The sequence below is a fragment of the Psychrobacter sp. DAB_AL62B genome (genome assembly GCF_028895345.1).
Lineage (GTDB): Bacteria > Pseudomonadota > Gammaproteobacteria > Pseudomonadales > Moraxellaceae > Psychrobacter.
Window position 1 is genome coordinate 1 of sequence record NZ_SAXC01000012.1, and the last position, 24296, is coordinate 24296.

Here is a 24296-nt window from a genome sequence, read left to right on the forward strand (position 1 = left end):
TGATTGTGATTATGCTAGGTCTTGCTATCGGTGCGATGTTTGTGCGTTCGATGACGATCTTCTTGGTAGACAAAGGCACGCTGGATGAGTTCATCTATCTTGAACACGGCGCGCATTATGCCATCGGGGCTTTAGCCATTATTATGCTATTGTCAGTAAAATTCCATGTGCCAGAGCTTATCACTGGCCTTATCGGTATTACCTTTATTGGCTGGGCATTCGTTGCGTCACTTAATTATCGTAAGCGAGAAGCAAAGTCGATTACTTAATCTTAGTTTGAGTTTTAGTAATAACGTCAAATTAAGTAAAAAGTGCTTTGGTAGAAAATCGTAGTAATGACAGGTTATATCAAACAATTGGTATAACCTGTTTTTATTTTCTAAGATGGCTCTTATTAAACCGCTTTTATCCAATAGCTTTTAAAATTATAAATAGCGCTTAAGAAAAAGCTGTTAGAGAATCATTCTTATAGTTAATTCACTGTAAAACCGATACGAGTGCTACTGGAATAAATTTTTCGCAGCCTCTGTCACGCTTGCGAACAACCAGCAAGAAAATTTTATAACAGTAGCACGTGGCTACCAACGTATCGATTTTATGTAGAACTGCCTATAGTCTCTTCAAGCTTTTCGCACTACCATCTATCTATAGCAGCTGATAATTAACTCACTTCGCTTTTAATAACAATACCTTACTTACTATAGCTTAGCGTGTTAAAAAAGTATCTGCTATACAAGGCTTTTATGTTGCTTAGTAAGCACACAAAATTCACCTTGCTTACTATCAATCTGCTTAGTATAGTAAAACGTAACGATATGCAGGACGTGGCTTAGCATTCATGTAATATTGTTTTTGAGCTCAATTCTCATACTATTAAAAAATAAAATCATTTAATTAATAAACCAAAGGACATTCATATGGCTATTAGCTTAACGAAAGGCGGCAACGTAAACTTATCAAAAGAAGCGCCAGGCTTAACCAATATTACCGTCGGTCTAGGCTGGGATCCACGCGCGACCGACGGTCAAGATTTTGACTTAGACGCTATCGGCTTCTTGGTTGATGAATCTGGCAAAGTCCGTAATGACCAAGACTTTATCTTTTTCAATAACTTAAAATCAGACAACGGCGCGGTTGAGCATACCGGTGATAACCGTACTGGCGAAGGTGACGGCGATGATGAAGCCATCAAAGTCAATTTAGCGAGCATCCCAGCTGACGTTAGCAAAGTTGCCTTATGTGCCATCATTTATGAAGGTCAGACCCGTAACCAAAACTTTGGTCAAGTTGGCGATGCTTACATCCGTGTCGTGAATGACAACGGCGCAGCTGAAATTGCCCGTTATGACTTATCAGAAGATGGTAGCACTGAAACGGCCATGATTTTTGGTGAATTATACCGTCATGGTAGTGACTGGAAATTCCGCGCAGTGGGTCAAGGCTTTAGCGGCGGTCTAGGTCCATTAGCTGCTTCTTATGGCGTCAATGTCTAAGTTTGATTGAGCTAAAAAATATCCTATAGTAAACGGATACAAGCAGACGACTGAATGTATCCAATAAGCTATCAAGTGTGCTCTACTATCACATTTGATGGCTTTAAAATTAATTGGCTATCGAAATTATATGTAAAAAACATATTAAAGAATTAAAATAAGGATTTGCACCCCATGGCCGCAACATTTAGCTTAATCGGTACGATTGAACCCTTTTTACATTGTAACCTTAAAAAAGGTGATTCGATATATTGCGAAGCCAATGCAATGGTGATGATGGAGTCGAACCTTGAGCTTAAAGGTAAGCTGCAAGGGGGATTAATGCAATCCTTGATGCGGCGCTTTGCCAATGACGAATCATTATTTCAGCAACAAATTGAGGCTGTGAATGGCGAAGGTGATTGTCTACTTGCACCAACGCTCGATGGTGATATGCAGATACTCGATGTTGGCTCACAACAATATACACTCAGTGACGGCGCATTTGTAGCAGCACAAACGGGTGTTGATGTGAAAGCTAAGATTCAGCGCAATCTAGGCGGAGCTGTATTTGGCGACACCGGCGGCTTTATGGTGATGCAAACTCAAGGTAATGGTCAAGTGGTGGTGTCAGGCTTTGGCTCATTGTTCGAGATTGATGTCGAACCCGGTAAAGATGTCATCATTGATAATGGTCATGTGGTCTGCTGGGACTCGCGTTTGGAATACAAGCTATCGGTCGCAACCAGCAAGAAAAAAGGCTTTATGGGCAATATCATCAATTCGGTCACCAGTGGCGAAGGTATGGTTTTGAACTTCTCTGGTACGGGCAAAGTTATTATTTGCTCGCGTAATCGTGACAGTTATCAAGGTTGGCTACAAAGCATCTTGGGTACTAGCTCAGGTGGTCGCGGCGGCAATAGCGGATTACTTGGCAATATTCTATAGCACTTTTTTAAATAACTATGATTTTTAAATAACTATTATAAGGACAGTCACATGGCAGTTAGCTTACAAAAAGGTCAGAAAATATCCCTAAGCAAAGAAGCTGGTGGTACGCTTACCCAAGTAAAACTAGGTCTTGGTTGGGATGTTGCGCAAGGTCCACAAGATAAAAAAGGTGGTTTTTTAGGTAAATTATTCGGCGGCGGTAGTGGTGGCGATTCTATCGACTTGGATGCCTCTTGTATCATGTTTGATAGCAATAAGCAGCCGGTCGATGCTATTTGGTTCAGTCAGCTTAAGTCAAAAGACGGCAGTGTCGTGCATACCGGTGATAACCGTACTGGTGACGGCGATGGCGATGACGAAGTGATCAACGTTGACCTATCGAAAGTGCCAGCTAGTGTGGTGTCATTGGTATTTACCGTTAATAGCTTTACCGGACAGACGTTTGAGACAGTCGAGAATGCATTTTGCCGTATCGTTAACGCCAATAATAATAGTGAAGTCGCGCGTTATAACTTATCGTCACAAGGTACTCATACGGCGATGATTATGGCAAAAGTTTATCGTCATAATGACGAATGGAAAATGCACGCGATTGGCGAAACCGCTTCAGGTCGTACCTTTCATGACTTAATGCCTGCTATTACACCGCATGCTTAATTAGCTTAATAACGTTTATAAGCACTGTTAGTTATCAATAAGCAATCAGCCCCTCTATTATTAGTAATAGAGGGGCTGATTTTTTGGTTTTAATACTTTACTTTGACATTAATATCGAAAAAATTATTTACTACCACGCTTCCAGCTAAAGCCCCAATTAAAGGCCTTATCCATCTCTTGGTGTCCTTTAAAGTATTCGTTAATACGCTCAACGTTAATACTACCATTTTGATTGACCAAACGAGCAATGGCACACATAGGCAAATTACCCGCACCTTCTGTCAGGCGTGTTTCAATCGGTGGCTGTTCAGGGACATGAATAGTGACCACGCCATCCGTTTGCGCCCAATTGGGTGCGCCTTCATAAATGAAAGCAAAGATAAAGACCTCTTCAATCTGCGACCACTGTTGACCATTAATATCCAGCCATTCGCCGCCACTGGTCTGCCCCGTTCTATCATCTGCGCGCAAACACACATACGGCGCTGACGTTAAACTACCAAAGCGATTGCCCAATGCTTGAATGAGTGTTTTCTCACCATTTTTAAGATGAATCATCGCGCCAACATCAAGATCAATCCCGCCAGCTTTGTGTTGTTTAAACAAATCGCCTAATAAGCCTTTTTTAGGTGCCTGCTTGCTGGTATCTGGACGCTGATTCCAGTTAAGATTGACAGAGATTTTACCAAAGTCATCACGCTTAGTTAGGTTAATACTAGATTGATTTTTAGTTAAGGTGATTTTGCTTAAGTTAATCGAAGATGCGCTGGTATTACCAGCAGGAATCGGTGGTGGACTGCTAGCTTGCCCTGTACTCGCTGGCTTTTGCGTATTGATAGACGCATTATTAGCGGGCGACGCTTGAACCGGAGCCTCATCAGCAATTTCAACGCCGAAATGCTCCGATAACGGCTTAAGACCGCCTTCAAAACCTTGGGCAATAAAACGAAATTTCCAACTGCCCTGTCGGCGATAGCATTCTGCTAGGATAATGGCTTTTTCGTTGCGACCAGCAGCATTAAGCTGACAAGTCAGCAGCACTTGACTGCCTTGCAAGACTTGGATATCAACATCACCCAGCTGCGCTAAAGTTTGACTGCTAGAGAATGCTAAGGCAATCTTGTCAATAGCAGCAGATTGTGCGGGCAAATTAATATCAAAAAAACCGTCGCTATCATGACCACGGAAGCTGACACTACCATCATCACTACGTGTCTGACCATAAAAAATCATATCGCCGTCACCGCGAACGCGACCAGCTGTCGTCAAGCGGTAGGCTGCGCAATCGATAGAGTTTTGGCTCATAATTCGGATACTGATATTATCGTTCGGTAGCGGTGCGTTTGCTCCGGCAATCAAGGTTTGGCTCATTATTTATCCTTAATATTAATTATAATTTGTTATGTTGACTATCGCCATATAGTAGCATGGATATTGGCTATTTTTTAATCGGTACTGTGGCTAAGACAATCCTATTACGCCATTAACGATATTTCTGACAAGTATTTATATCTTGTCGCATTTGTATATAATGGCGATCATATAAAGTATTGAAAGAATTATCAAAAAAATATTTTTACTAATAACTGACGATAGCGCTGAGAGAATTATGGATAATCAAATCAATAATAATAGCAATGATAATGGAACTGGAACTGGAACTGGAACTGAGAATACCCGCACCAGTAACCGCCAAATTAATCCATCAGCGGTTTGGTTGGCTGAGGGTCAGTCAAGCCAGCGCGATATGCTAGCCAGTCTACAGGCACTAAAAGCCCAATCTAATACACCCTTTACCATCATTGCTTCACACCGCCACGATAGACCGGAGATTTTTGAATTTGCGGACAAAATTTATTATGAACCTTCTAATACTGTCGCTGATAGCGATGAATATTTAGGCATTGAACCGCCAATTTTACCTACAGCAACGATACCGCGCTGGCAGTTCGTATTAGAACAAGCTAAGCAAGATAAGGTCAAAGTATTATTAACGGGACGCAATGGTATTGATTATGAAGCCCATCGTGCGGTATTTAGCGCAGCTGGCATTCGCTTATTAACAGGTGCGAACAGCGTTGGCGCATTAGAATCGATAGATGATAAGTTTGCCTTTATGCAGCAGTGTCATCAGCACGATATCCCTGTCGCAGATGCTTGGCGCTTTGATAATGTCGCAGAGCTTGAAGCATTACTCGCTCAGCATGGTCATCAGCCATTGTGCGTTAAACCAGTCACAGGTATCTTTGCACAAGGATTTTGGCGTTTGGGCAAGGATAAGGAAGCGGGTAAAGAAACAGGCGAGCAATACGATAGCTTTGAGCATTTATACTTTACTGAAGAGAAAAAAATCAGCACTGCTCAGTTTATAAGTGCCTATACAAACAGTCAAATGGTCCATGAGCGCCCTATCCCCATGCTACTGATGCCTTATCTGGCAGGGCAAGAATACTCTATCGATGTGGTGTGCGAATATGGTGAAGTATTGGCCGCCATCACTCGTTATAAAACAGGGAAAATCCAGCATATTGGCTACGAGCAATCGGTCATGGATGTGGTCATTCCACTCATTAAAGCATTCGGCTGTGATGGTATCGTCAGCGTACAGACCAAGGCCGACGATGACGGTCAGCACCGTGCGCTTGAGATTAACAGTCGCCCCTCTGGTGGCATCGATTACACTACCCATAGCGGTGTGGACTTAACGCAAGTAGGATTTGGCTACTGGCTGGGCTTAACTGATAAACCTAAGCTAGCAGACATCATTCAGCAGATTATACCTTGTCAGGTACGCTCAGTTATGGTGAGTGTAAAGATTGAAGAACAATCTATAGAATGAATCTATTAGATGAAGTGATGAGTTGAATAAAGTTATGAAATAAAACCATTAATTACTATCAATCGTAATCAAGATAAAAAATCTATAGTGCCTAAAATCTTCTCATTTCACATCGTATAGCATCGCTAGATGATGTGAAAATTCTGACCCACGCCGTTTATAAAACCGTTACTATAAGCGTATATTAACAGTACTACTCACCAGAGTAACCACTAAAAAACCTTATTATAATATGGCATAATATTGACTAGAGGCCGGGCGATGACAGCACAGACGACGTTAGTGTTAGGCGCGAATACAATTATCGAGCAAGCGCAATGTTCAGTCGCCTTTGCTACTACAAATCAGCTAAAATTTGGTCAACAGCTGGGGCTAATATGGCTACCTTTAGATGAGCAGCGTAAGGCTGCCTGTAGTCCAGCCTACTTGCATGAACCCAAAGACTGGGCGCGTCTTGATAGTACCGACACACCGAGCGAATGGCAGCTAAATTTGCAGATGCTGTTCGGTACACAAGGCATCAGTTTTTTACAATTAATAGTCTATGTCTATGCAGAGCCAAGCCTCAACTTGCCTGCGGTCGAACTAAATGCTGTTAGCTTGAACCTAAATAATAGCGCTATCTGTTATGACTTTACCGCGATGGAACGTCATGTGAAAGCCGCTATCGTGCTTGAGATATACCAGCGTAACGGCCAGTTTAAATGTCGTGCTCTTGGTGAAAGCTCGACCCAAGGGCTGGTAAGTTTGGAGCATCGGGTGCAAGTTAGCCTTGATACCCGTCCACCAGATACCCATGCACTGATTCAAGAAGCCCAACGTCAACAAAATCAGCAGGGACAAAATAATAACGAATCACGCCCTCCTCGGCAAGTACAAGCCGGTGAAACATGGACGGGCACTGCCTTTGCCATAGACGCTTATCACCTGCTAACCTGCTATCACGTGATTGAATCAGCCGCGATGATTGGTATACGTCAGCAAGGACAGCCTGACCGTGAGGCACAAGTAGTGCTCAGCGATATCGGTAGCGACTCGGCGATTATTAGGGTGAGCGAGCCGCTGTCAAGTTATCTACCATTGGCGCAACAGTGTGCTGATATCTTGGGCGAGACCGTGACTACCTTGGGTTTTCCGCTATCTGGCGTGAGCAGTCAGTTACAGGTAACTCAAGGCTGCGTCTCGGGTCTGACCGGCTGCGGCGATGATATTCGCTATATGCAATTCACCGCGCCCATTCAACCCGGCTCTAGTGGCAGTCCTCTGCTATTACCAACGGGTGAAGTTGTCGGCATGGTAACGGCGAGCCTTAATCATGAACATGCACAAAATATGAACTATGCCGTGAAATTTCAGTTATTATCTGCGCTCTTGACCAGCGCCGGAATTAGCCTTGCTGATTTAACTAATAATCAAAACTCGTCCTCAATGGTTGCAAGTGTGCCATTGTCGACACCACAGCTCAGCAAGCAAAGCCGCGGGGCGCTATGGCTGGTCGGCTGTCAGGGTTAGTAGCTGTTAGTTAATAATTTTGCTAACAATAATAACAACACCTAAAATAATATGAGAACAGCGACTTCGTCAGAAGTCTGTTAAGGAATATGAATGTCTAATGAAAAATACACTGCGACCATCACCCTACCACGCGGCACTCTTGATCTAACCTATCAAATAAATACTGCCACCAAACGAATAGAAGATGAATCATACCAGCTAGAAGACCTGCTTGGTTTTGCCCAGCGTATTAACCCCAAACGGGCGTTTTTGTTTGTCTCAAAAGTACTAGGTCGTCATATTCCAGTTGCGCCCAGCACCATGCGTAGTGCCTTTACTGATTTGGCTGACTTAGTCCCTAATGATTTACCTGAGCCTATTTTGGTCATTGGTATGGCCGAAACTGCCGTTGGCTTATCTGCTGGCGTTCATCAAGCACTTCAGACGCGATACCCGAATGCATTACTGCTCAACTCTACTCGTCACGCACAGCATAATGACAGTGATATCGATGCTTTATTGACAACTTTTAGCGAAGACCACAGCCATGCCAGCCAGCATTTAATTTATCAAAGTAAAGATAAAGTCACCCAAGCGCAACTACTTGCCAGCAAAACCCTTATTATGGTCGACGACGAAGCATCAACAGGTAATACTTGCGTCAATGTCGTCACTGCGCTACGTAACGCAGGGCTGACGCAATTGGAGCAGGTGCATTTAACGACATTGGTTGATTGGTCACTAGCTCAGAATCAGGGTGAAGCCGACGCGGATGATGCTGTGTCTGATCAAGTCGCGAAACGCTTGCCAAATATTGATTTTTATCGTCATCATCTGCTATCTGGCGCTTGGACATGGACGGATGCGCCCAATCCTGAGCCAATTACCATGCCGTCGGTCGATACGACCGAAGCTGGCAGTCACGCTTTAGGTAATACCGGTAATTGGGGACGTTTTCCAACGCTAAATAGCAAAGATGGTTTTGATAATTATCTGGCGAATTTTCAAACTACATTTGAATTATTTAACAAACAAACGCCGTTTGATAAAGCTCAGTTACCAAAAAAGATATTAGTATTGGGCAGCAATGAATTTGTTTGGTTACCATTCTTATTGGCTGAATGGTTAGAAAACCAAGCAATAGCGCAATCTCAAGACTCTGGAACTATCTCTATTGTTAATTTTAGTGCGTTGACGCGCTCGCCGATTGCCATTGGTGGTGCGATTACCACCATGTTAAGCTTTAGCGATAATTATGGACTTGGCATGACCAACTTTGCTTATAATGTTGATCCCAATGAATGGGACTTAATTGTGTTGTGCGTAGAGACGTCAGCTGATAGCGTCGATGGCATGTGGAAAGGTTTGGATAATGTGTTGGTGGTGAGTCCTTAGTCTTAAGTCACGCTCTAATCTTTCAACCCATCATTTACGGACAACTTAATGACTACCCCATTTTTCCAACCCAATCCAAATATCATCAAACCTTACGCACTAATGGATTTGGACGATACTTTATTTCAGACCCAGCGGAAAATTGACGCATGGGAATTACCAACGACTGAGCCTAAAAACTTAGTTTGCGCCACAGTCAATAAACAAGATGAGCCGTTAAGTTTTATGAGTCAGCGCCAAGCAGTATTTTTTAACTGGCTCCTTGCCAGCACAGAATTAATAGCCGTCACAGCACGTGATCGTCATGAAATTAAGCGTGTTAAGTTGCCCTTTAATAGCTGGCAAGTATTGACCCATGGCGCAGTAATTTTAAAGGCTGATGGCGCGTTACTAAACACATGGCAACAGCATATGTATAGTGCCCTTGCCCCGCTACAGGATACCTTAAATCAGCTGACTGATTGGATTCATAAGTATAGTCAAAAAAATGATCTTGCCAATGATGACTTAAAATTTACGCCGCATACAGATACTTTTGTTGACCGCGAACTAACCATTTATCTGGCGATCAAACACGTAGAAAAAAACCATCAAATATTGGCAGATCTGGCCGAACAGTTACCAATATTTATACCAAATTTTGATGAACACTTTTATGTGCATGTGAATGCTAATAATTTAGCGATATTGCCGCATGGAGTTCATAAACGCCATGCAGTACAGTTTTTATTAGAACAGCATTTGGACAGTCAGCGCCCAAGCTTCGGTTTTGGCGACAGTCTGGCAGACTTACCATTTTTGCAATTACTTGACTGGTACGGTATGCCCAATCATGGGCAGCTCCATGAGCAATTTTAAGCTTAATAATATACCCTTTATTCTCATTGCAATCATACCGTCATCACCATTCCATCATATTGTCATTAAGTGAGTGCTAATATTTCTACCATGACCTCAAATAACCCTAATACAAAAACAGTCGATTTAAAACGTTACGGCTCAGGTAGCTATCTTGCCAGCGATGTCACTGTGCTGCTCGATATTGTCGATAAAGACGCCGTTGCCGATGTGCCTGTTAGCCAAAAAGAAGCGTTAATCCAAAGTGGTCAGCGTCATTATTCTGATATGTTAACGTTAGAGAGCTCACCAAGTGCCATGCACGAGCAGCTATATATCGAGGCGTTAGAGCAAGGCAAGATAAGAGCAGCGACTGATATTGCCAATTTGGCTTATACGCTAAAGCATGTTTTTCAGAAAACAGTCAATAATGAATGCCCGTTAATATTGGTTAGCTTAGTGCGAGCAGGTTTGCCGATTGGCGTATTATTACAGCGCGCGTTGGCAGATATTAATAGCAGCTATTCTTTACCAAGTGTGCATTACGGCGTCAGTATCATTCGCGATCGCGGTCTTGATCCAGTTGCTTTGCAGATGATATTGGACAGACACCCAGACAGTCCCATCGTATTTATCGATGGTTGGACCGGTAAGGGAGCCATTTATCAAGAGTTAGCGCATAGCTTAGAAGCATTTGCCGATCCTAGCCATACCAATTTTGCCAACATTTTCCATCAAGGGGCTGCTGATCAAAGCAATCCTGATAATACTGCGGTTATCCCGCTGCTTACCCTTGCTGATCCGGCTGGTGTTGTTTGGCTTGCCGCTAGCGAGGAAGACTGGTTGATTCCATCAGGTTTATTAAATAGTACGGTGTCTGGATTGATCTCACGTAGCTTATATACCGAGCCGCAATCGGGGCTACATCGCAGTGTCTTTTATGATAACTTAATAGAGGTAGATCATAGCTTAGCATTCGTCGATCATATCGATGCCGTAAGGTGTACATTGAGCACGCCTTTACAATGCTTGCCAACATATAAACAACCTCGCTACCAGACCGCGGACTTAATCGATAAGCTGGCAGCAGAATACAACATCACCAATCGCAACCGTATTAAACCGACCATTGCCGAGGCGACAAGAGCGATATTGCGCCGCGATCCAGAGCGTATTTTGCTGGCCAGCGCTGAGCATCCCGATACCGTATTATTACGACATTTATGTGCGCAACGACATATCGCTATCAGTGTATTAGGTGATAAAATACTACCCTATCAAGCAATTACCCTTATCAAGCAGCGCGCCACAGATCGTTAATAATTTATCGTCTTAGCGCTGGCGTTTTTACCGTATCACTTTCTCTCTCTAATCATTCATTTATCACTATTTACGATGCCCATTATGTCAGACATACCAAACAACGAGTCCAACCTTTATCAGAATACCCAGTCTTATGCGCATCTCATCACTGAGCGTCATGCCATGATCAAGCCTCATGCGCATCATCCGTACCAGTTGGGCGCCAGCTTATATATGCCAGCGACGCGCCAAGATATTTGGCAAGTGATTAAGCGTGATAAATTACCGACGATTAACAGTATTATTATCTGCTTAGAAGATGCCGTCAGCCACAATGATGTTGAGCTGGCACTCATGCGTCTGCAAACCTTGCTGCATACATGGGCGGCGCATGTCGATAGCATCAATGAGCCATCAAAAGAGGCGGATATTCATACCGAGCAACCAACCAGACCATTGGTATTTGTGCGCCCGCGTCATCCGGCAATGTTAGAACAGCTATCGCATTTTGCGCATATCGATTTGATTGATGGTTTTGTCATGCCCAAAGTCGATATGTATAGCTTGTCTAATTGGCGTATGGCTTGTCAGAATTTAAATACTGACATGCTATTGATGCCGACACTTGAGACCGCAGCGCTATTTAATCCGCATCATAATCAAGAGTTGGCCATTGCTTTTAAAGAAGCATTTAGCCAGCCCGTATTTACCTTGCGTATCGGTGGCAATGATTTGTTTGCGGCGCTGCGTTTGCGTCGTCCTAAGAATAGCATTGTCTATGACACGCCCGTTGGTACGCTAGCCTACCAGCTACTTGGCTGTTTTGTGCCGCATGGTTTTTATTTGTCTGCACCGGTATTTGAATATTTGGATGAGCCAACGTTATTTATGCAAGAGCTGACCCGTGATGTGAGCTTAGGACTGGTTGGCAAAACCGTTATCCATCCAAGCCAAATTGCTTTGGTACAACAAGCCTATTGCGTACCGCTTAGTATCTTAGATGAGGCGCAGGCAATCTTGCATAGCGAGGCAAAAGCAGTATTTAAATATAATAATACGATGTTAGAGCCTGCTACGCATCGCGCTTGGGCAACTGAGATAGTTAATAGAGCCGACGTGTTTGGCACCATTAACGATGGCAATAATGACTATACTTCGCGGCTATAACTCAAAGCTATTAGTCGAATCTATGAATTAAAGCTTTAAAACCCCTGAAAAAAAGCCGTTATCAAATCAATGATAACGGCTTTTTTCTAATAAACTTTACCTATACTGATAAATGCTGTACCGATAAATACTATACAAAATTTGCTAAGAATTTATTAATGACTTTATTCACCTGTTCAGGTTCTTCGACTGTCGCCGTATGCCCAGCGCCTTTAATCACCACCAACTTAGAGCCTGCTATCGCAAAATGCATGCGCTCAGCTTTTGCATACGGTGTTGCTGCATCTTCATCGCCAACGATAATGAGTGTGGGCGTTTTAATATCACTTAGCTGATCATAAGTTGCCGTGCGCTCAATGACACCCGTGGTCGCCTTAATGACCCCATCTTTACGGTTGCTTTGTAATATAGACAACCATTCTCTACGGTCAGCCTTACGCGACTTATCAGCTAAAAAACTGCTGCCAAACATAATAGGCATCACTTTTTGGCTGACACGCTTCATACCCAACCAACGAATGGCCTTCATAAGCTTGCGGTACTGTGGCACGTTTTTTGGGTCTTCAGGATCGGCTGATGTTTCAAGTAGCGTGAGCGATAGCAATAATTCAGGACGTTTTAGAGCGATACGCTGGGCGACAAAACCACCCATTGACAAGCCTAAAAAATGACACTTATTGATATCTAGCGCATCCAGTAGCGCAAGCGTGTCCTCCGTTAGTGTCTCCATATCATAGCCAGACTTGGTAATTTCAGACTGACCTTGTCCACGAAAATCAAAGGCAATACAGCGGTAGCCGGCTTTAAAATATTCGACTTGCTTGTCATACATACTCGTATTCCATAGCAAACCATGAGCAAACACCATGACTGGCTTTTGCTTGTCATTGGGCGCACTGTCTTCATAATAAATATCGACATTATTCACATTAATCGTTGGCATAACCACTTCCTTGTTTGTTTAATAAATTAAAAATAAGCACATTATCGAGCAAGTCCCTCACCCTTATAACCTACAACCCTTTAAAACACAGCCTTTTGAAACACAGCCTTTTGAAACACAGCCTTCTAGCATAATTTAACCACCCTACAGTTAGTAGCCTTATTTTTGAACGGTAAGGTTTTATACCTTTATCAATAAATATAACTGCAAATAAAAAAATTGCTTTAAGCGTGTCTTCAGCGCCCACAAAACCAGCTTTTATAATAATCCCAAACTGCTATAGTAATCAGCATTGCATTATTTGTCACACTTATTGCCAACCTCTATTTTTTACCAACAACGTTTATATAGAAAATTTAACTAAGGATATCGAAATGTCACAAGCTCTCGTTGAATACCAAGCAGAAAATCATATCGCTACCATCACGATGAACGACCCAAAAACGCTTAATGCTTTTAGCACTCTACTCAAGAATGCGATGGTAGATGCGCTTAATAAAGCAGATGAAGATGAGCAAGTACGAGTCATTATTTTACAGGGCGCAGGTGGTCATTTCTCAAGTGGCGGTCATATCGGTGAGATGTTAGAGAATGGCATGGAAAGCGACGCATTATCTGACAAGCTAAATTTTATGGTCGGTGAAGTGGCTGAGATTAGCTTAAAGCTGCGCAATATTCATAAACCAATTATCGCCAAACTAGAAGGTGCTGTCGCTGGCGCTGGTATGAATCTTGCCCTTACTTGTGACTTTCGTATCGCTGCTGATAACGCTAAGTTTGTACAAGCTTTTGTTAATATTGGTCTCATTCCAGATGCTGGCGGTATTTATTTATTGAATCAGTTGATTGGTGTGGCAAAAACCACTGAGATGGTCATGCTCGGTGATAAGCTTAAAGCGGAAGATATGGCACGCTTAAACTTGGTCAATGAAGTCGTCAGCGCAGAGGATTTGGATGCAAGTGTACTGGCTTTAGCAACACGTCTAAGCAATCTACCTGGAAAAGCATTGGCATCAATGAAGCATATGATTAACACGCATGCGTATATGGGGTTGAATGAAGCGCTCGATATGGAAGTGGATCAACAAACCATGCTCGCCAAAACAGATGACTTTAAAGAAGGTATTACCGCCTTTATGGAGAAGCGTAAGCCGGTTTATCAGGGTAAGTAAGACCTTAGTTAAGGTAATACTGGCGCTTCCTTAACGCCAGTATTCAACTTTTTTTAATTAAGTAATTTACTATGTGAAAACTCACTCGAACCCAGTTTCTTTATTTTGGTTTATTTTATATTTAAATGATACAGATGATTTTTCTGCTCCATGGCTTCTAGCTTTTATATTACCAAATTTAATAGTAGCAAAAAAACCACTTCGGTTGACCAAAACAACAAATTCACCTGTTTTAGGGGTTATTGAATCTGATGTATAATCAAACGCTAAAGCATCATTTATATCTGAAAAACAACTAACTCCATATGCTAAAGCTAGGCCTTCTATATTTGCTGGATTCTTATAAACATGTATTGATCCATTGCTTGCACTAGAAAACTTTAACTCAAATTGCATATTACCCGCGCCAATTATGTAATGACCATTATTCTTGTCATAATCAAATTCAACCACACCCCTAAAATTCGGATTACAATGTTGGCTTTTACTAATTTCAATCGAAGATGCTATTTGACTCTCAGATATTTCAAAAGGATTATTACCTAGTGCCGGACGAGCTTTAATGGATTCTCCATGTATTTCTTTTATCAATTCGATATACTTTTTTTCGTAATCAGTTTCATTACGAAAATCTAGATAGTTTTTCGTCTGAAGAAATACTGGAGTAACTTCAATTGCAATATTATTCTTTATAAGAGGTATGATTTTTTCAGAGTTTATATTTTTCATCAGTCCTGATGTTAAAATCATTTTTTCGTAGCCAACACCACCAGAACTCATATTAGCTTTTGAAACATACGTCTCTGTACAAACACATATCACTCGATCTACTTCAGTTAATCCACGTTCCATAAAAAATGGAAGGTCACCACCTAATCTCATATCCCATTGATCTAGTATTACATCTACTCCGTTATTTACTAATCTTGTAGCAAGCTTTAATACCCATTCTTTATGAGCCTCATCATCATGGGAATACGAGATAAAACACTTTGGAATTAGATTCATTTATTTCTCTTTTTTCATAATAGTTGATAGAAGAATGATGCACTCAGAAACACTTTTTGTATTGCCATACATTTTACTCCATAAAAAACCCCGCATCATGACGATACGGGGCTTATTTTTAAAAACTAAAAACGTTTAAATTAACGGCTTAGGTTAACTGAGCAACGTTGATTTTATCCGCTTCTTCAGTATAGGTTTCCATACGGTCGAAGTTCATGTATTGATACACTTCTTCGCCCATGCTATCAAGCATACCAGCGTACTGCTGATATTCTTCGTTGGTTGGTAATTTACCCAATACCGCAGCGACAGAAGCCAATTCAGCAGAGGCTAGATAGACGTTAGCACCTTGACCGAGACGGTTCGGGAAGTTACGCGTTGACGTCGAAACGGCTGTAGAGTTCGGTGCGATACGTGCTTGGTTACCCATACATAATGAACAACCTGGCATTTCAGTACGAGCGCCGGCTTGTGCATAGATGTTGTAGTAACCTTCTTCCATCAACTGACGCGCATCCATTTTGGTTGGTGGCGCAATCCATAGACGAGTTTGCAAGCTACCTGCTGGAACATCTTTTAGCAATTTACCAGCAGCGCGGAAATGACCGATATTGGTCATACATGAACCAATGAATACTTCATCAATGGTATCACCAGCCACATCTGCCAATGTTTTTGCATCGTCTGGATCATTCGGGCAGCAAAGAATCGGCTCTTTGATCTCAGACATATCGATGGTCATATCGATGGTATATTCTGCATCTTCGTCAGCGCGCATCAGGCTTGGATTAGCCAGCCACTCTTGCATACCTTCGATACGACGGCTAATAGTACGCGCATCGCCGTAACCTTCTGAAATCATCCATTTTAACAAGGTGATGTTCGAAGTCAGATACTCGGCAACTGACGCTTCAGATAGAGTAATCGTACAACCAGCCGCACTACGCTCAGCTGAGGCATCAGATAATTCAAACGCTTGCTCAGCGGTTAAATCCTCTAAACCTTCGATTTCTAGAATACGACCGTTAAACTCGTTGATTTTACCTTTTTTATCAACGGTCAACAGACCTTCTTTAATCGCTTGGTAAGGAATGGCATGAACTAGGTCACGTAGCGTGATACCAGCTTGACGCTCACCGATGAAACGTACACGGACAGACTCAGGCATATCCAGTGGCATAACACCAGTCGCAGCAGCAAAAGCAACTAGACCAGAACCCGCTGGGAACGAGATACCAATTGGGAAACGCGTGTGCGAGTCACCACCAGTACCAACGGTATCTGGAAGTAGCATACGGTTCAACCATGAGTGAATAATACCATCACCTGGACGTAAGCTCACGCCGCCACGATTCATGATAAAGTCAGGAAGCGTATGCTGAGTTTCGATATCAACTGGCTTTGGATAAGCAGCGGTATGACAGAATGACTGCATCACTAAATCTGCTTGGAAACCTAGGCAAGCTAAGTCTTTTAGCTCATCACGGGTCATCGGACCAGTGGTATCTTGACTACCGACAGTGGTGATTTTTGGTTCGCAGTACATACCAGGACGTACGCCTGCTAGACCACACGCTTTACCAACCATTTTTTGCGCTAGGGTAAAGCCTTTACCCGTATCTGCTGGCTCTTCTGGCTTAGCAAAGACGTCTGAATGACCTAGACCCATATATTCACGAGCACGATTGGTCAAACCACGACCAACGATTAATGGAATACGACCACCCGCACGAACTTCATCAAGCAAGGTTGGTGAGTTTAGTTTAAACATTGACAATACTTCGTCAGAATCATGCTTAGTAATTTTGCCATCATACGGATAGATATCAAATACATCACCCATATTTAGGTTATCAACCGCAACTTTTTCGATTGGTAATGCGCCAGAATCTTCCATAGTATTAAAGAAGATAGGTGCAATGTTATTACCTAATACTAGACCGCCACCGCGTTTGTTTGGCACGTTCGGGATATCATCGCCCATCAACCATAGTACTGAGTTAGTCGCAGATTTACGGCTAGAACCGGTACCTACCACGTCACCAACATAAGCAAGCGGATGACCTTTTTCTTTTAACGCTTCGATCTGCTTCATTGGACCAATTTCACCCTCAACATCGGCAGTAATGCCGTCGCGAGAGTTTTTATGCATGGCTAATGAATGCAATGGGATATCAGGACGGCTCCACGCATCTTGCGCAGGAGACAAGTCATCGGTATTGGTTTCGCCCGTTACTTTAAACGTCGTATATGTGGTCTTTTCTGGTACTGCAGCACGGCTCAAGAACCACTCAGCATCAGCCCAAGATTGAACGACTTCTTTGGCGATAGTATTGCCCGCTTCGGCTTTTTCAGTCACGTCATTGAACGCGTCAAATACTAGCAATGTTTTTTTCAAAGCTTCAGCGGCTTCTTGTGCGACTTCTGCGTCATCTAATGCAGCAACGAGTGGCTGTACATTATAGCCACCTTGCATAGTACCCAAAATTTCGACAGCTTTTTTCTTGCTTACTAATGAAGAGGTCGCTTCGCCTTTCACGATAGCAGCTAAAAATGCCGCTTTAACATAGGCAGCTTGGTCAACACCGGCAGGAATACGATTTTCTAACAAATCCATTAAGAACGCATCTTCGCCCGCTGGTGGGGTTTTAAGTAGCTCAACCAATTCTGCTACCTGCTTCTCATTTAGTGGAAGTGGTACAGTACCTAGCTCAGCACGTTCTGCGACATGTTTACGATAAGCTTCTAACACAATAGTCGTCCTCGTCGGTTGGTGACCAGTACATCACGTGAGTAGTCAGGATGACAGCCTACATCGATGTACTGCATTGAATAATTATTCGTGCAATCATAGCTTAAAACGCTCAAAATGTTAATGGCTCAGCCAATAAAAGGCTCAGAATAGAGCCATATTGGACATTTATTATAAAAATAGTGCCATAAATAATATGACTAATGGTGCCTATATCATAAATTCTGAAATTTTCATACTGAGGATTTATTTTGCCGCTCAACATTCAAAATATATGTTCGTAGTAAAGTGCTGTTAAGACCGTTTATTCACTTAAAAAAGAATACGGCATTGCTACTTTAGGACATTGTTATTGTTACACGTTGTTATCGCTGTATGAAATAAACTATATCTCGATTAACAGTTAAATAAAACGCGCTCGACTGGTATACTATTTAATAACTAAACCTCAATGAGGCGCACTATATTTACTCACAACATCAAGGATGATAATGGAAAACAAAGAGACGGAAGCTAATAGTATTAGTCACAATGCCAATCAAAGCACCAATCAAAATGCCAATTATGAAAACGGTTTAAAAGTTCGCACCGAAGTAATGGGCGCAGAGCATGTCAAACGCTCTCTTGACTCAGCCACAGCGTTTACTCAACCCTTGCAAGACTGGATTATTGAGCACGCTTGGGGCAGTACGTGGCAAGACGATTCAGTTTTACCGCGCAAATATCGCTCCTTAATCACCATCGCTTTTTTAATTGCACAAAAGAGCCCAAGTGAGCTAAAAGGGCATATCCGAGGTGCGATTAATAATGGCGCCAGTGTCGCTGAGATTCGAGAAGTCTTGATGCATAGTTTGCCTTATTGCGGCGCACCTACCACTCAAGAAGCGTTTCGTGCCGCCATAGAAGTGCTGAATGACTTAGATATTGATATCAATAATTAAAACTACGCTAAAGAGTTCATCCATAGTAGCCTTAACAAGGTCGCTCTCATACGATTGTCTAAAAATTACTGACCTGATATCTGCTATAATAACTCGATTCATAAAACATTCTAATAATGCCATAAACCCTTATCCTATCAAGGGTTAAGAGATAATTTGATTATGACAAACGCCGCCGTACAAACGCACACGCCTGCTGCTCGGGCAAAACCAAAAAAAGCCATCCAAGGTGAAAAGCTACGTGGCTATGATAAAGTTGCACGCATCCCAATTAAAGTAATCCCGACCATCGAGGCGAAGAAAAAGCCAGATTGGATTCGGGTTAAGCTGTCCTCACCTGCTGAAGTAGCACGTATTAAAGCCACCTTACGTGAGCAAAAGCTCTATACCGTTTGTGAAGAAGCCGCCTGCCCTAACTTAGCGCAGTGTTTCTCTGATGGTACAGCCACCTTTATGATTATGGGTGATATCTGTACGCGTCGTTGCCCGTTCTGTGATGTCGGTCATGGTCGCCCAAATGAGCTGGATAAAGATGAGCCGCGCCATACTGCCGAAACTATCTTAGGTCTCAAGTTAAAGTATGCGGTTATCACCTCAGTTGACCGTGATGATCTAAAAGACGGCGGCGCGATGCATTTCGTCGAAGTGCTGAATGAATCTCGCGCACTTAGCCCAAATTGCTTGATTGAAATATTGGTGCCAGATTTCCGTGGTCGTATGGATATCGCCTTGGACTTATTAACCGAAACCGCGCCGGATGTCTTTAACCACAATATCGAAACCGTGCCTCGTTTATATAAAGCCTTCCGTCCAGGTTCTGATTATCAACATTCATTAGACTTGCTAAAAATCTATAAAGAACGTCGCCCTGATATCGCTACAAAATGCGGCTTTATGGTTGGACTTGGTGAAACCGAAGAAGAAATCTATGCACTACTTGATGATCTAAAAGCGCATAATGTGGATATGATTACAGTCGGTCAATATTTGCAACCAAGTAAAAACCACGCACCAGTCGACCGTTATGTGCATCCTGATGAATTTCAGCGCTATATGGACTATGGCAAAAAGATTGGCTTCTTTAACATTTGGGCGGGCCCTATGGTACGCTCAAGTTACTTTGCTGATCGCCAGTATTATGGCGAAGATTGCCCTGCACCAATTCGTAGCAAAAAAGCACTGATTGCTGAAGGTAAACTTGGCTGTTAAAATCATTTAGCAAAAACTTGTATCACTATAAAAAAAGAGGCTTATGACAGCCTCTTTTTTTATTCTTGTTTTTTATCTTTACTTTTATATCGTTAAAACGCTGTAAAATAGCACCGCTAACAATACCAACAAACATCAAAGGGAATATCATGAAAAAATTACTTATTTCAACGGCGTTAATGGCTACTTTTGCCCTAGCTGGTTGTGCGACAACCGGTGGAAACACCAATGCAGGCAATACAATGGGTACTGCAAGCGAAATCGGTATGAACGTTTTTAAGGCTGCTATTGATAATCAATGTCGCAGTCAGATTGAAAACCAAAATGCGTGGCGTATTGCTAGTGTCGCTATGACAGACGCCCAAGAAGAAGCGGTAAAAGGTAGAGTTTGTGGTTGCGTAAGTGAGCAAGCACCACAGCAAGTGACTCTCATTGAATTGGGTAATGCAGCCATAGATCCACAATATCGTACCCAATTGGTGACCAGAGTCGTCGCCAAATCACTACAAAGTTGTTACTCTAGTATCGTTAAATAAGTAGTGGCTTTAAAAAGCTGCCTCGTTAAGCATGACGGATAACTCAATCAAAAAGAGAACGTTATTAACCATAACGTCCTCTTTTTTTATCAAGCATAATAATACTTATTCATTTATTCTTTAACTCTTTATAAGCCCCCACCACTCGATAGGCTCTGAGGCACTGCTACCGGTAGAACTCTGCGGTGGAAATATTTAGATTTACCATCAAGGATTTTATTCACCTCTTTGACCAAGTCATGAATGATGTCATCATAAATTCCGTGATTCAGTTCTGTCTCAAAAGCAGTAAATGGATGCTTACGAGCCGCTGATCTCACATCCGTGATTCCTTGCTTAGTGTAAAAAATATTGACTCGACCATCACTGTTTAAGATGCATTTTAATTGACCATCATCAACCATAATCTCTATACTCTCAGGCATGAAAATATAGTCATCCACATCGAGCAATTCTTTCTCTATCCCTCTTTTTAATAATGCTTTGATATCAAACATGGCTATATCCCTTTCAAAAACTTATAAACGTAATTAATTCAAAATAGCTGTCAAATAGGCCATCTTTTATTAATTTATACTACACAAAGTAGGTGTCTATTTTAAGTTAGAAAGTGTAAAACTACGTGTGATATTGGCAATTATGACACTCAGGTCAGTATCGAAACAAATAAGGCGAGCTAACTATCCGTTAACCCGCCCTACTGTTTTTACATTCTACACCTTACTTTCTAAATCAAATGCGCTTTTAACTCTAGCACTTTATCGCGAGTTTTTGCTGCATCTTCAAACTTCAAGTCACGCGACATTTGCTTCATCAGCTTTTCAAGGCGATTGATTTCTTTGGCCAGCAAATCAGGACTGCGTAAGATGCTGATATCGACATCAGGCAGATTGCTCTTAATGGGAATCATCTGATTATCGTTGGCATCATGGTCATCGCCTGTATCAATTTTATCTGTGATACTACGGCGCGCGCCTGTTGGCGTGATGTTATGTTCAAGGTTAAAGGCGACTTGTTTTTCACGGCGACGATCCGTCTCATCGATCGCTTTTTGCATACTATTGGTAATGCGGTCGGCATAGAGAATGGCTTTACCATTAATATGACGCGCAGCACGACCAATGGTCTGAATCAAGGCACGCTCAGAACGTAAAAAGCCCTCTTTATCCGCATCAAATATCGCCACCAATGATACTTCAGGCATATCAAGACCTTCACGCAGCAAGTTAATACCGACCAACACATCATGCACACCAGTACGCAGCTCATGAATAATCTGCATACGCTCAAGAGTATCAATATCCGAGTGTAGATAAGCGACTTTGACGTCGTATTCTTTTAGATAGCTGGTCAAATCCTCTGACATACGCTTGGTCAAGGTCGTTATTAATACCCGCTCATCTTTTTCACGGCGTTTGGTAATCTCCGATAGCACATCATCGACTTGCGTCAATACCGGGCGAATCTCAATCTCAGGGTCAATCAGACCGGTTGGACGCACGACTTGCTCGACCACTTGCTCGCTATGTTCAAGCTCATACAATGCAGGCGTAGCGCTAACATAAATAGTTTTGGGCTTGATACGCTCCCATTCTTCAAACTTCATCGGACGGTTATTCATCGCACTTGGCAGACGAAAGCCATAATTCACAAGGTTCTCTTTACGCGATCTATCGCCTTTATACATCGCGCCAATTTGCGATACCGTTACATGCGATTCATCAATGAATAGCAGCGCATCTTCTGGAATGTAATCAAACAGCGTCGGCGGCGCTTCTCCCGATGGACGACCAGAGAGATGCTGTGAGTAGTTTTCGATACCGTTACAGTAGCCAAGCTGTTGAATCATCTCAAGGTCATACTGAGTACGCTCTTTAAGACGCTGTGCTTCAATCAGTTTATTATTGTCGCGGAAATACTCTAAACGTGGCTCAAGCTCAGCCCGAATCGTATGACTGGCAGCCTCTAATTTATTGCGCGGTGTCACATAATGCGATTTTGGATAAATAGTAATACGCGGCACGCTACGCACCGTTTTGCCTGTCAAAGGATCAAACCACGTGATCTTTTCCACTTCATTATCAAATAAGTGCACACGCACAGCTAACTGCTCAGACTCAGCAGGATAGATATCTAGCAGCTCGCCGCGCAGACGATAAGTACCACGCCCAAAGTCCAGCTCGTTACGCGTATATTGCATCTCAACCAGACGCTTAATCGTCGCAGTACGGTCTATTTTGTCACCGACCACAACATGCAACAACATTTTTAGGTAACTTTCTGGATCACCCAAACCATAGATACACGATACCGAAGCGACGATAATCGCATCACGACGCTCAAGTAATGCACGTGTGGCTGATAGACGCATTTGGTCAATATGATCGTTAATGGCACTGTCTTTTTCGATAAAGGTATCGCTGGCAGCAACGTAGGCTTCAGGCTGATAATAGTCATAATAGCTGACAAAATACTCAACCGCGTTATTAGGGAAAAATGATTTAAATTCACCATATAACTGCGCAGCAAGCGTCTTATTATGCGCCATAATAATGGTAGGACGTTGGCACTCAGAGATGACCTTGGCCATGGTATACGTCTTACCAGAACCGGTCACCCCAAGTAATAGCTGCTCATCCATCCCAGAATTGATGCCGTTAACCAGCTTTTTTATCGCTTGCGGCTGATCGCCTGCTGGCTCAAATTCGGTAATCATCTCAAAGGCGCGACTTGAGATTTGTGTCCCTGACGCATTAACACCACTAATTTCAGCTTCGCCTTGCAGCTGAGTGGCCAATTGGTTTAACTGACGCGACGAGCGCGGTTCAGGCATTCGCATAATGGCTGTCTTCCTGGTATTTATAAAAGGTTAGATTTATAACAATATGGGGTTAAATCATTATTTTTAAAGGTCATTTATTAAGTTAAACGCCCACAGATGGATGCAAAAACACTCAATAAAAATCATAAAAACTCAGGTATAGTTCAATGACAATTAATCAAGGAACGAGTTATGAAAGGTCACTGTCTGTGCGGTAACGTCACCATCGAATTAGAAGATATCAATACTTTTGAGGCGTGCCATTGTACGATGTGTCGCCGTTGGGGAAGCGGACCATTAATGGCGATACATAGTCACTCAAAACCTGATATTCAGGGCGAAGACTCAATGACGGTCTATCCCTCTTCTGCATGGGCGGAGCGTGCGTTTTGCCATAAATGCGGCACCAACCTATATTATCACCAGCTTGGCTCTGAGACTTATGTACTATCGCTTGGATTATTTCAAGAAAATCCGAACCTTAGTTTCGAGAGCCAGATCTTTATAGACAAGAAGCCCGACTATTATGAATTTGCCAATGACACGGTAAACTTAACCCAGCAACAGCTGTTTGATAAATTCGCAGAAAAAGGTATTAGACCAAAAGACAAGAAACTTTAAGCCGATTAAAACCCACATGTCTATGTTAAATAATCGTAAGTTAAATACGCCTAAGTTCAATAAGGTCAAAATATTGGTGTGTTCACCGATTGTTATCAGATCGTCCATTTTAACCACTATGTTTACAAAGGTTTTCACGATTAACAAACTCATTACACGACCTCTGTATAAAGCCTAAA

The 24296-nt window shown here is 42.4% G+C and carries 21 protein-coding genes; 15 read left to right on the forward strand and 6 right to left on the reverse strand.

Annotation, left to right across the window (positions count from 1 at the left end; all coding sequences use genetic code 11):
- The 4 genes from EPB74_RS12070 to EPB74_RS12085 all read left to right on the forward strand — a co-directional run.
- Window positions 1-269, forward strand: a 269-nt coding sequence (locus tag EPB74_RS12070; RefSeq protein WP_274904390.1) for a DUF475 domain-containing protein, incomplete at its 5' end; no start/stop codon positions are given.
- Between the two features lie 648 nt (window positions 270-917).
- Window positions 918-1493, forward strand: a complete 576-nt coding sequence (locus tag EPB74_RS12075; protein ID WP_079691289.1) for a TerD family protein — start codon at window positions 918-920, stop codon at window positions 1491-1493.
- Window positions 1494-1667: 174 nt separating this feature from the next.
- Window positions 1668-2420 (forward strand): TIGR00266 family protein, encoded by a 753-nt coding sequence (locus EPB74_RS12080; protein ID WP_089555014.1) that lies wholly within the window; start codon window positions 1668-1670, stop codon window positions 2418-2420.
- A 51-nt stretch (window positions 2421-2471) separates the two neighbouring features.
- Window positions 2472-3080: a TerD family protein gene (locus EPB74_RS12085; protein WP_274904391.1), complete on the forward strand. Its 609-nt coding sequence runs from the start codon at window positions 2472-2474 to the stop codon at window positions 3078-3080.
- A gap of 123 nt (window positions 3081-3203) precedes the next feature.
- On the opposite strand, the gene EPB74_RS12090 is transcribed toward EPB74_RS12085, so the two are convergent.
- A complete protein-coding gene (locus EPB74_RS12090; protein ID WP_274904392.1) occupies window positions 3204-4451 on the reverse strand; it encodes a TerD family protein in 1248 nt (415 codons plus the stop codon).
- A 376-nt stretch (window positions 4452-4827) separates the two neighbouring features.
- Between EPB74_RS12090 and EPB74_RS12095 the strand changes: the two genes are divergently transcribed.
- The 6 genes from EPB74_RS12095 (at window position 4828) to EPB74_RS12120 (ending at window position 12114) form a co-directional block, all read left to right on the forward strand.
- Window positions 4828-5919: an ATP-grasp domain-containing protein gene (locus tag EPB74_RS12095; protein ID WP_274904442.1), complete on the forward strand. Its 1092-nt coding sequence runs from the start codon at window positions 4828-4830 to the stop codon at window positions 5917-5919.
- Window positions 5920-6180: 261 nt separating this feature from the next.
- Complete coding sequence (locus tag EPB74_RS12100) at window positions 6181-7431, forward strand: S1 family peptidase (RefSeq protein ID WP_274904393.1); 1251 nt, start codon at window positions 6181-6183, stop codon at window positions 7429-7431.
- Window positions 7432-7524: 93 nt separating this feature from the next.
- A complete protein-coding gene (locus EPB74_RS12105; RefSeq protein WP_274904394.1) occupies window positions 7525-8808 on the forward strand; it encodes a phosphoribosyltransferase domain-containing protein in 1284 nt (427 codons plus the stop codon).
- Between the two features lie 48 nt (window positions 8809-8856).
- A complete protein-coding gene (locus tag EPB74_RS12110; protein WP_274904395.1) occupies window positions 8857-9666 on the forward strand; it encodes an HAD hydrolase family protein in 810 nt (269 codons plus the stop codon).
- Window positions 9667-9756: 90 nt separating this feature from the next.
- Window positions 9757-10965, forward strand: coding sequence for a cysteine protease StiP domain-containing protein (locus EPB74_RS12115; protein ID WP_274904444.1), 1209 nt, complete (start codon window positions 9757-9759; stop codon window positions 10963-10965).
- A gap of 84 nt (window positions 10966-11049) precedes the next feature.
- On the forward strand, window positions 11050-12114 hold the full coding sequence (locus EPB74_RS12120; protein WP_089555022.1) for an HpcH/HpaI aldolase/citrate lyase family protein: 1065 nt from the start codon (window positions 11050-11052) through the stop codon (window positions 12112-12114).
- Window positions 12115-12244: 130 nt separating this feature from the next.
- On the opposite strand, the gene EPB74_RS12125 is transcribed toward EPB74_RS12120, so the two are convergent.
- Window positions 12245-13057, reverse strand: coding sequence for an alpha/beta fold hydrolase (locus tag EPB74_RS12125; protein WP_274904396.1), 813 nt, complete (start codon window positions 13055-13057; stop codon window positions 12245-12247).
- Between the two features lie 374 nt (window positions 13058-13431).
- Between EPB74_RS12125 and EPB74_RS12130 the strand changes: the two genes are divergently transcribed.
- The gene (locus EPB74_RS12130) at window positions 13432-14229 is read left to right on the forward strand and encodes an enoyl-CoA hydratase/isomerase family protein (RefSeq protein ID WP_274904397.1); all 798 of its coding nucleotides are present in this window, start codon (window positions 13432-13434) and stop codon (window positions 14227-14229) included.
- An 81-nt stretch (window positions 14230-14310) separates the two neighbouring features.
- Here the strand turns inward: EPB74_RS12130 and EPB74_RS12135 are convergent, their stop codons facing one another.
- Window positions 14311-15237, reverse strand: a complete 927-nt coding sequence (locus EPB74_RS12135; RefSeq protein ID WP_274904398.1) for a toll/interleukin-1 receptor domain-containing protein — start codon at window positions 15235-15237, stop codon at window positions 14311-14313.
- Window positions 15238-15385: 148 nt separating this feature from the next.
- Window positions 15386-17989, reverse strand: coding sequence for a bifunctional aconitate hydratase 2/2-methylisocitrate dehydratase (gene acnB, locus EPB74_RS12140; protein WP_274904399.1), 2604 nt, complete (start codon window positions 17987-17989; stop codon window positions 15386-15388).
- A gap of 596 nt (window positions 17990-18585) precedes the next feature.
- On the opposite strand from acnB, the gene EPB74_RS12145 reads away from it, so the two are divergent.
- The 3 genes from EPB74_RS12145 (at window position 18586) to EPB74_RS12155 (ending at window position 20675) form a co-directional block, all read left to right on the forward strand.
- Window positions 18586-18930, forward strand: a complete 345-nt coding sequence (locus tag EPB74_RS12145; protein WP_274904446.1) for a carboxymuconolactone decarboxylase family protein — start codon at window positions 18586-18588, stop codon at window positions 18928-18930.
- Between the two features lie 162 nt (window positions 18931-19092).
- Window positions 19093-20139: a lipoyl synthase gene (gene lipA / locus EPB74_RS12150; RefSeq protein WP_089555027.1), complete on the forward strand. Its 1047-nt coding sequence runs from the start codon at window positions 19093-19095 to the stop codon at window positions 20137-20139.
- A gap of 149 nt (window positions 20140-20288) precedes the next feature.
- The gene (locus EPB74_RS12155; RefSeq protein WP_274904400.1) at window positions 20289-20675 is read left to right on the forward strand and encodes a hypothetical protein; all 387 of its coding nucleotides are present in this window, start codon (window positions 20289-20291) and stop codon (window positions 20673-20675) included.
- A gap of 128 nt (window positions 20676-20803) precedes the next feature.
- On the opposite strand, the gene EPB74_RS12160 is transcribed toward EPB74_RS12155, so the two are convergent.
- Entirely contained in the window at window positions 20804-21172 is a 369-nt protein-coding gene (locus tag EPB74_RS12160) for a hypothetical protein (RefSeq protein ID WP_274904401.1), read from the reverse strand.
- Between the two features lie 230 nt (window positions 21173-21402).
- Window positions 21403-23514 carry an excinuclease ABC subunit UvrB gene (gene uvrB, locus EPB74_RS12165; RefSeq protein ID WP_274904402.1) on the reverse strand — a complete coding sequence of 704 codons (2112 nt, stop codon included), beginning with the start codon at window positions 23512-23514 and terminating at the stop codon, window positions 21403-21405.
- A gap of 174 nt (window positions 23515-23688) precedes the next feature.
- Here uvrB and EPB74_RS12170 point away from each other — a divergent pair, with 174 nt between their 5' ends.
- On the forward strand, window positions 23689-24117 hold the full coding sequence (locus tag EPB74_RS12170) for a GFA family protein (RefSeq protein ID WP_274904403.1): 429 nt from the start codon (window positions 23689-23691) through the stop codon (window positions 24115-24117).
- Window positions 24118-24296 lie beyond the last annotated feature (179 nt).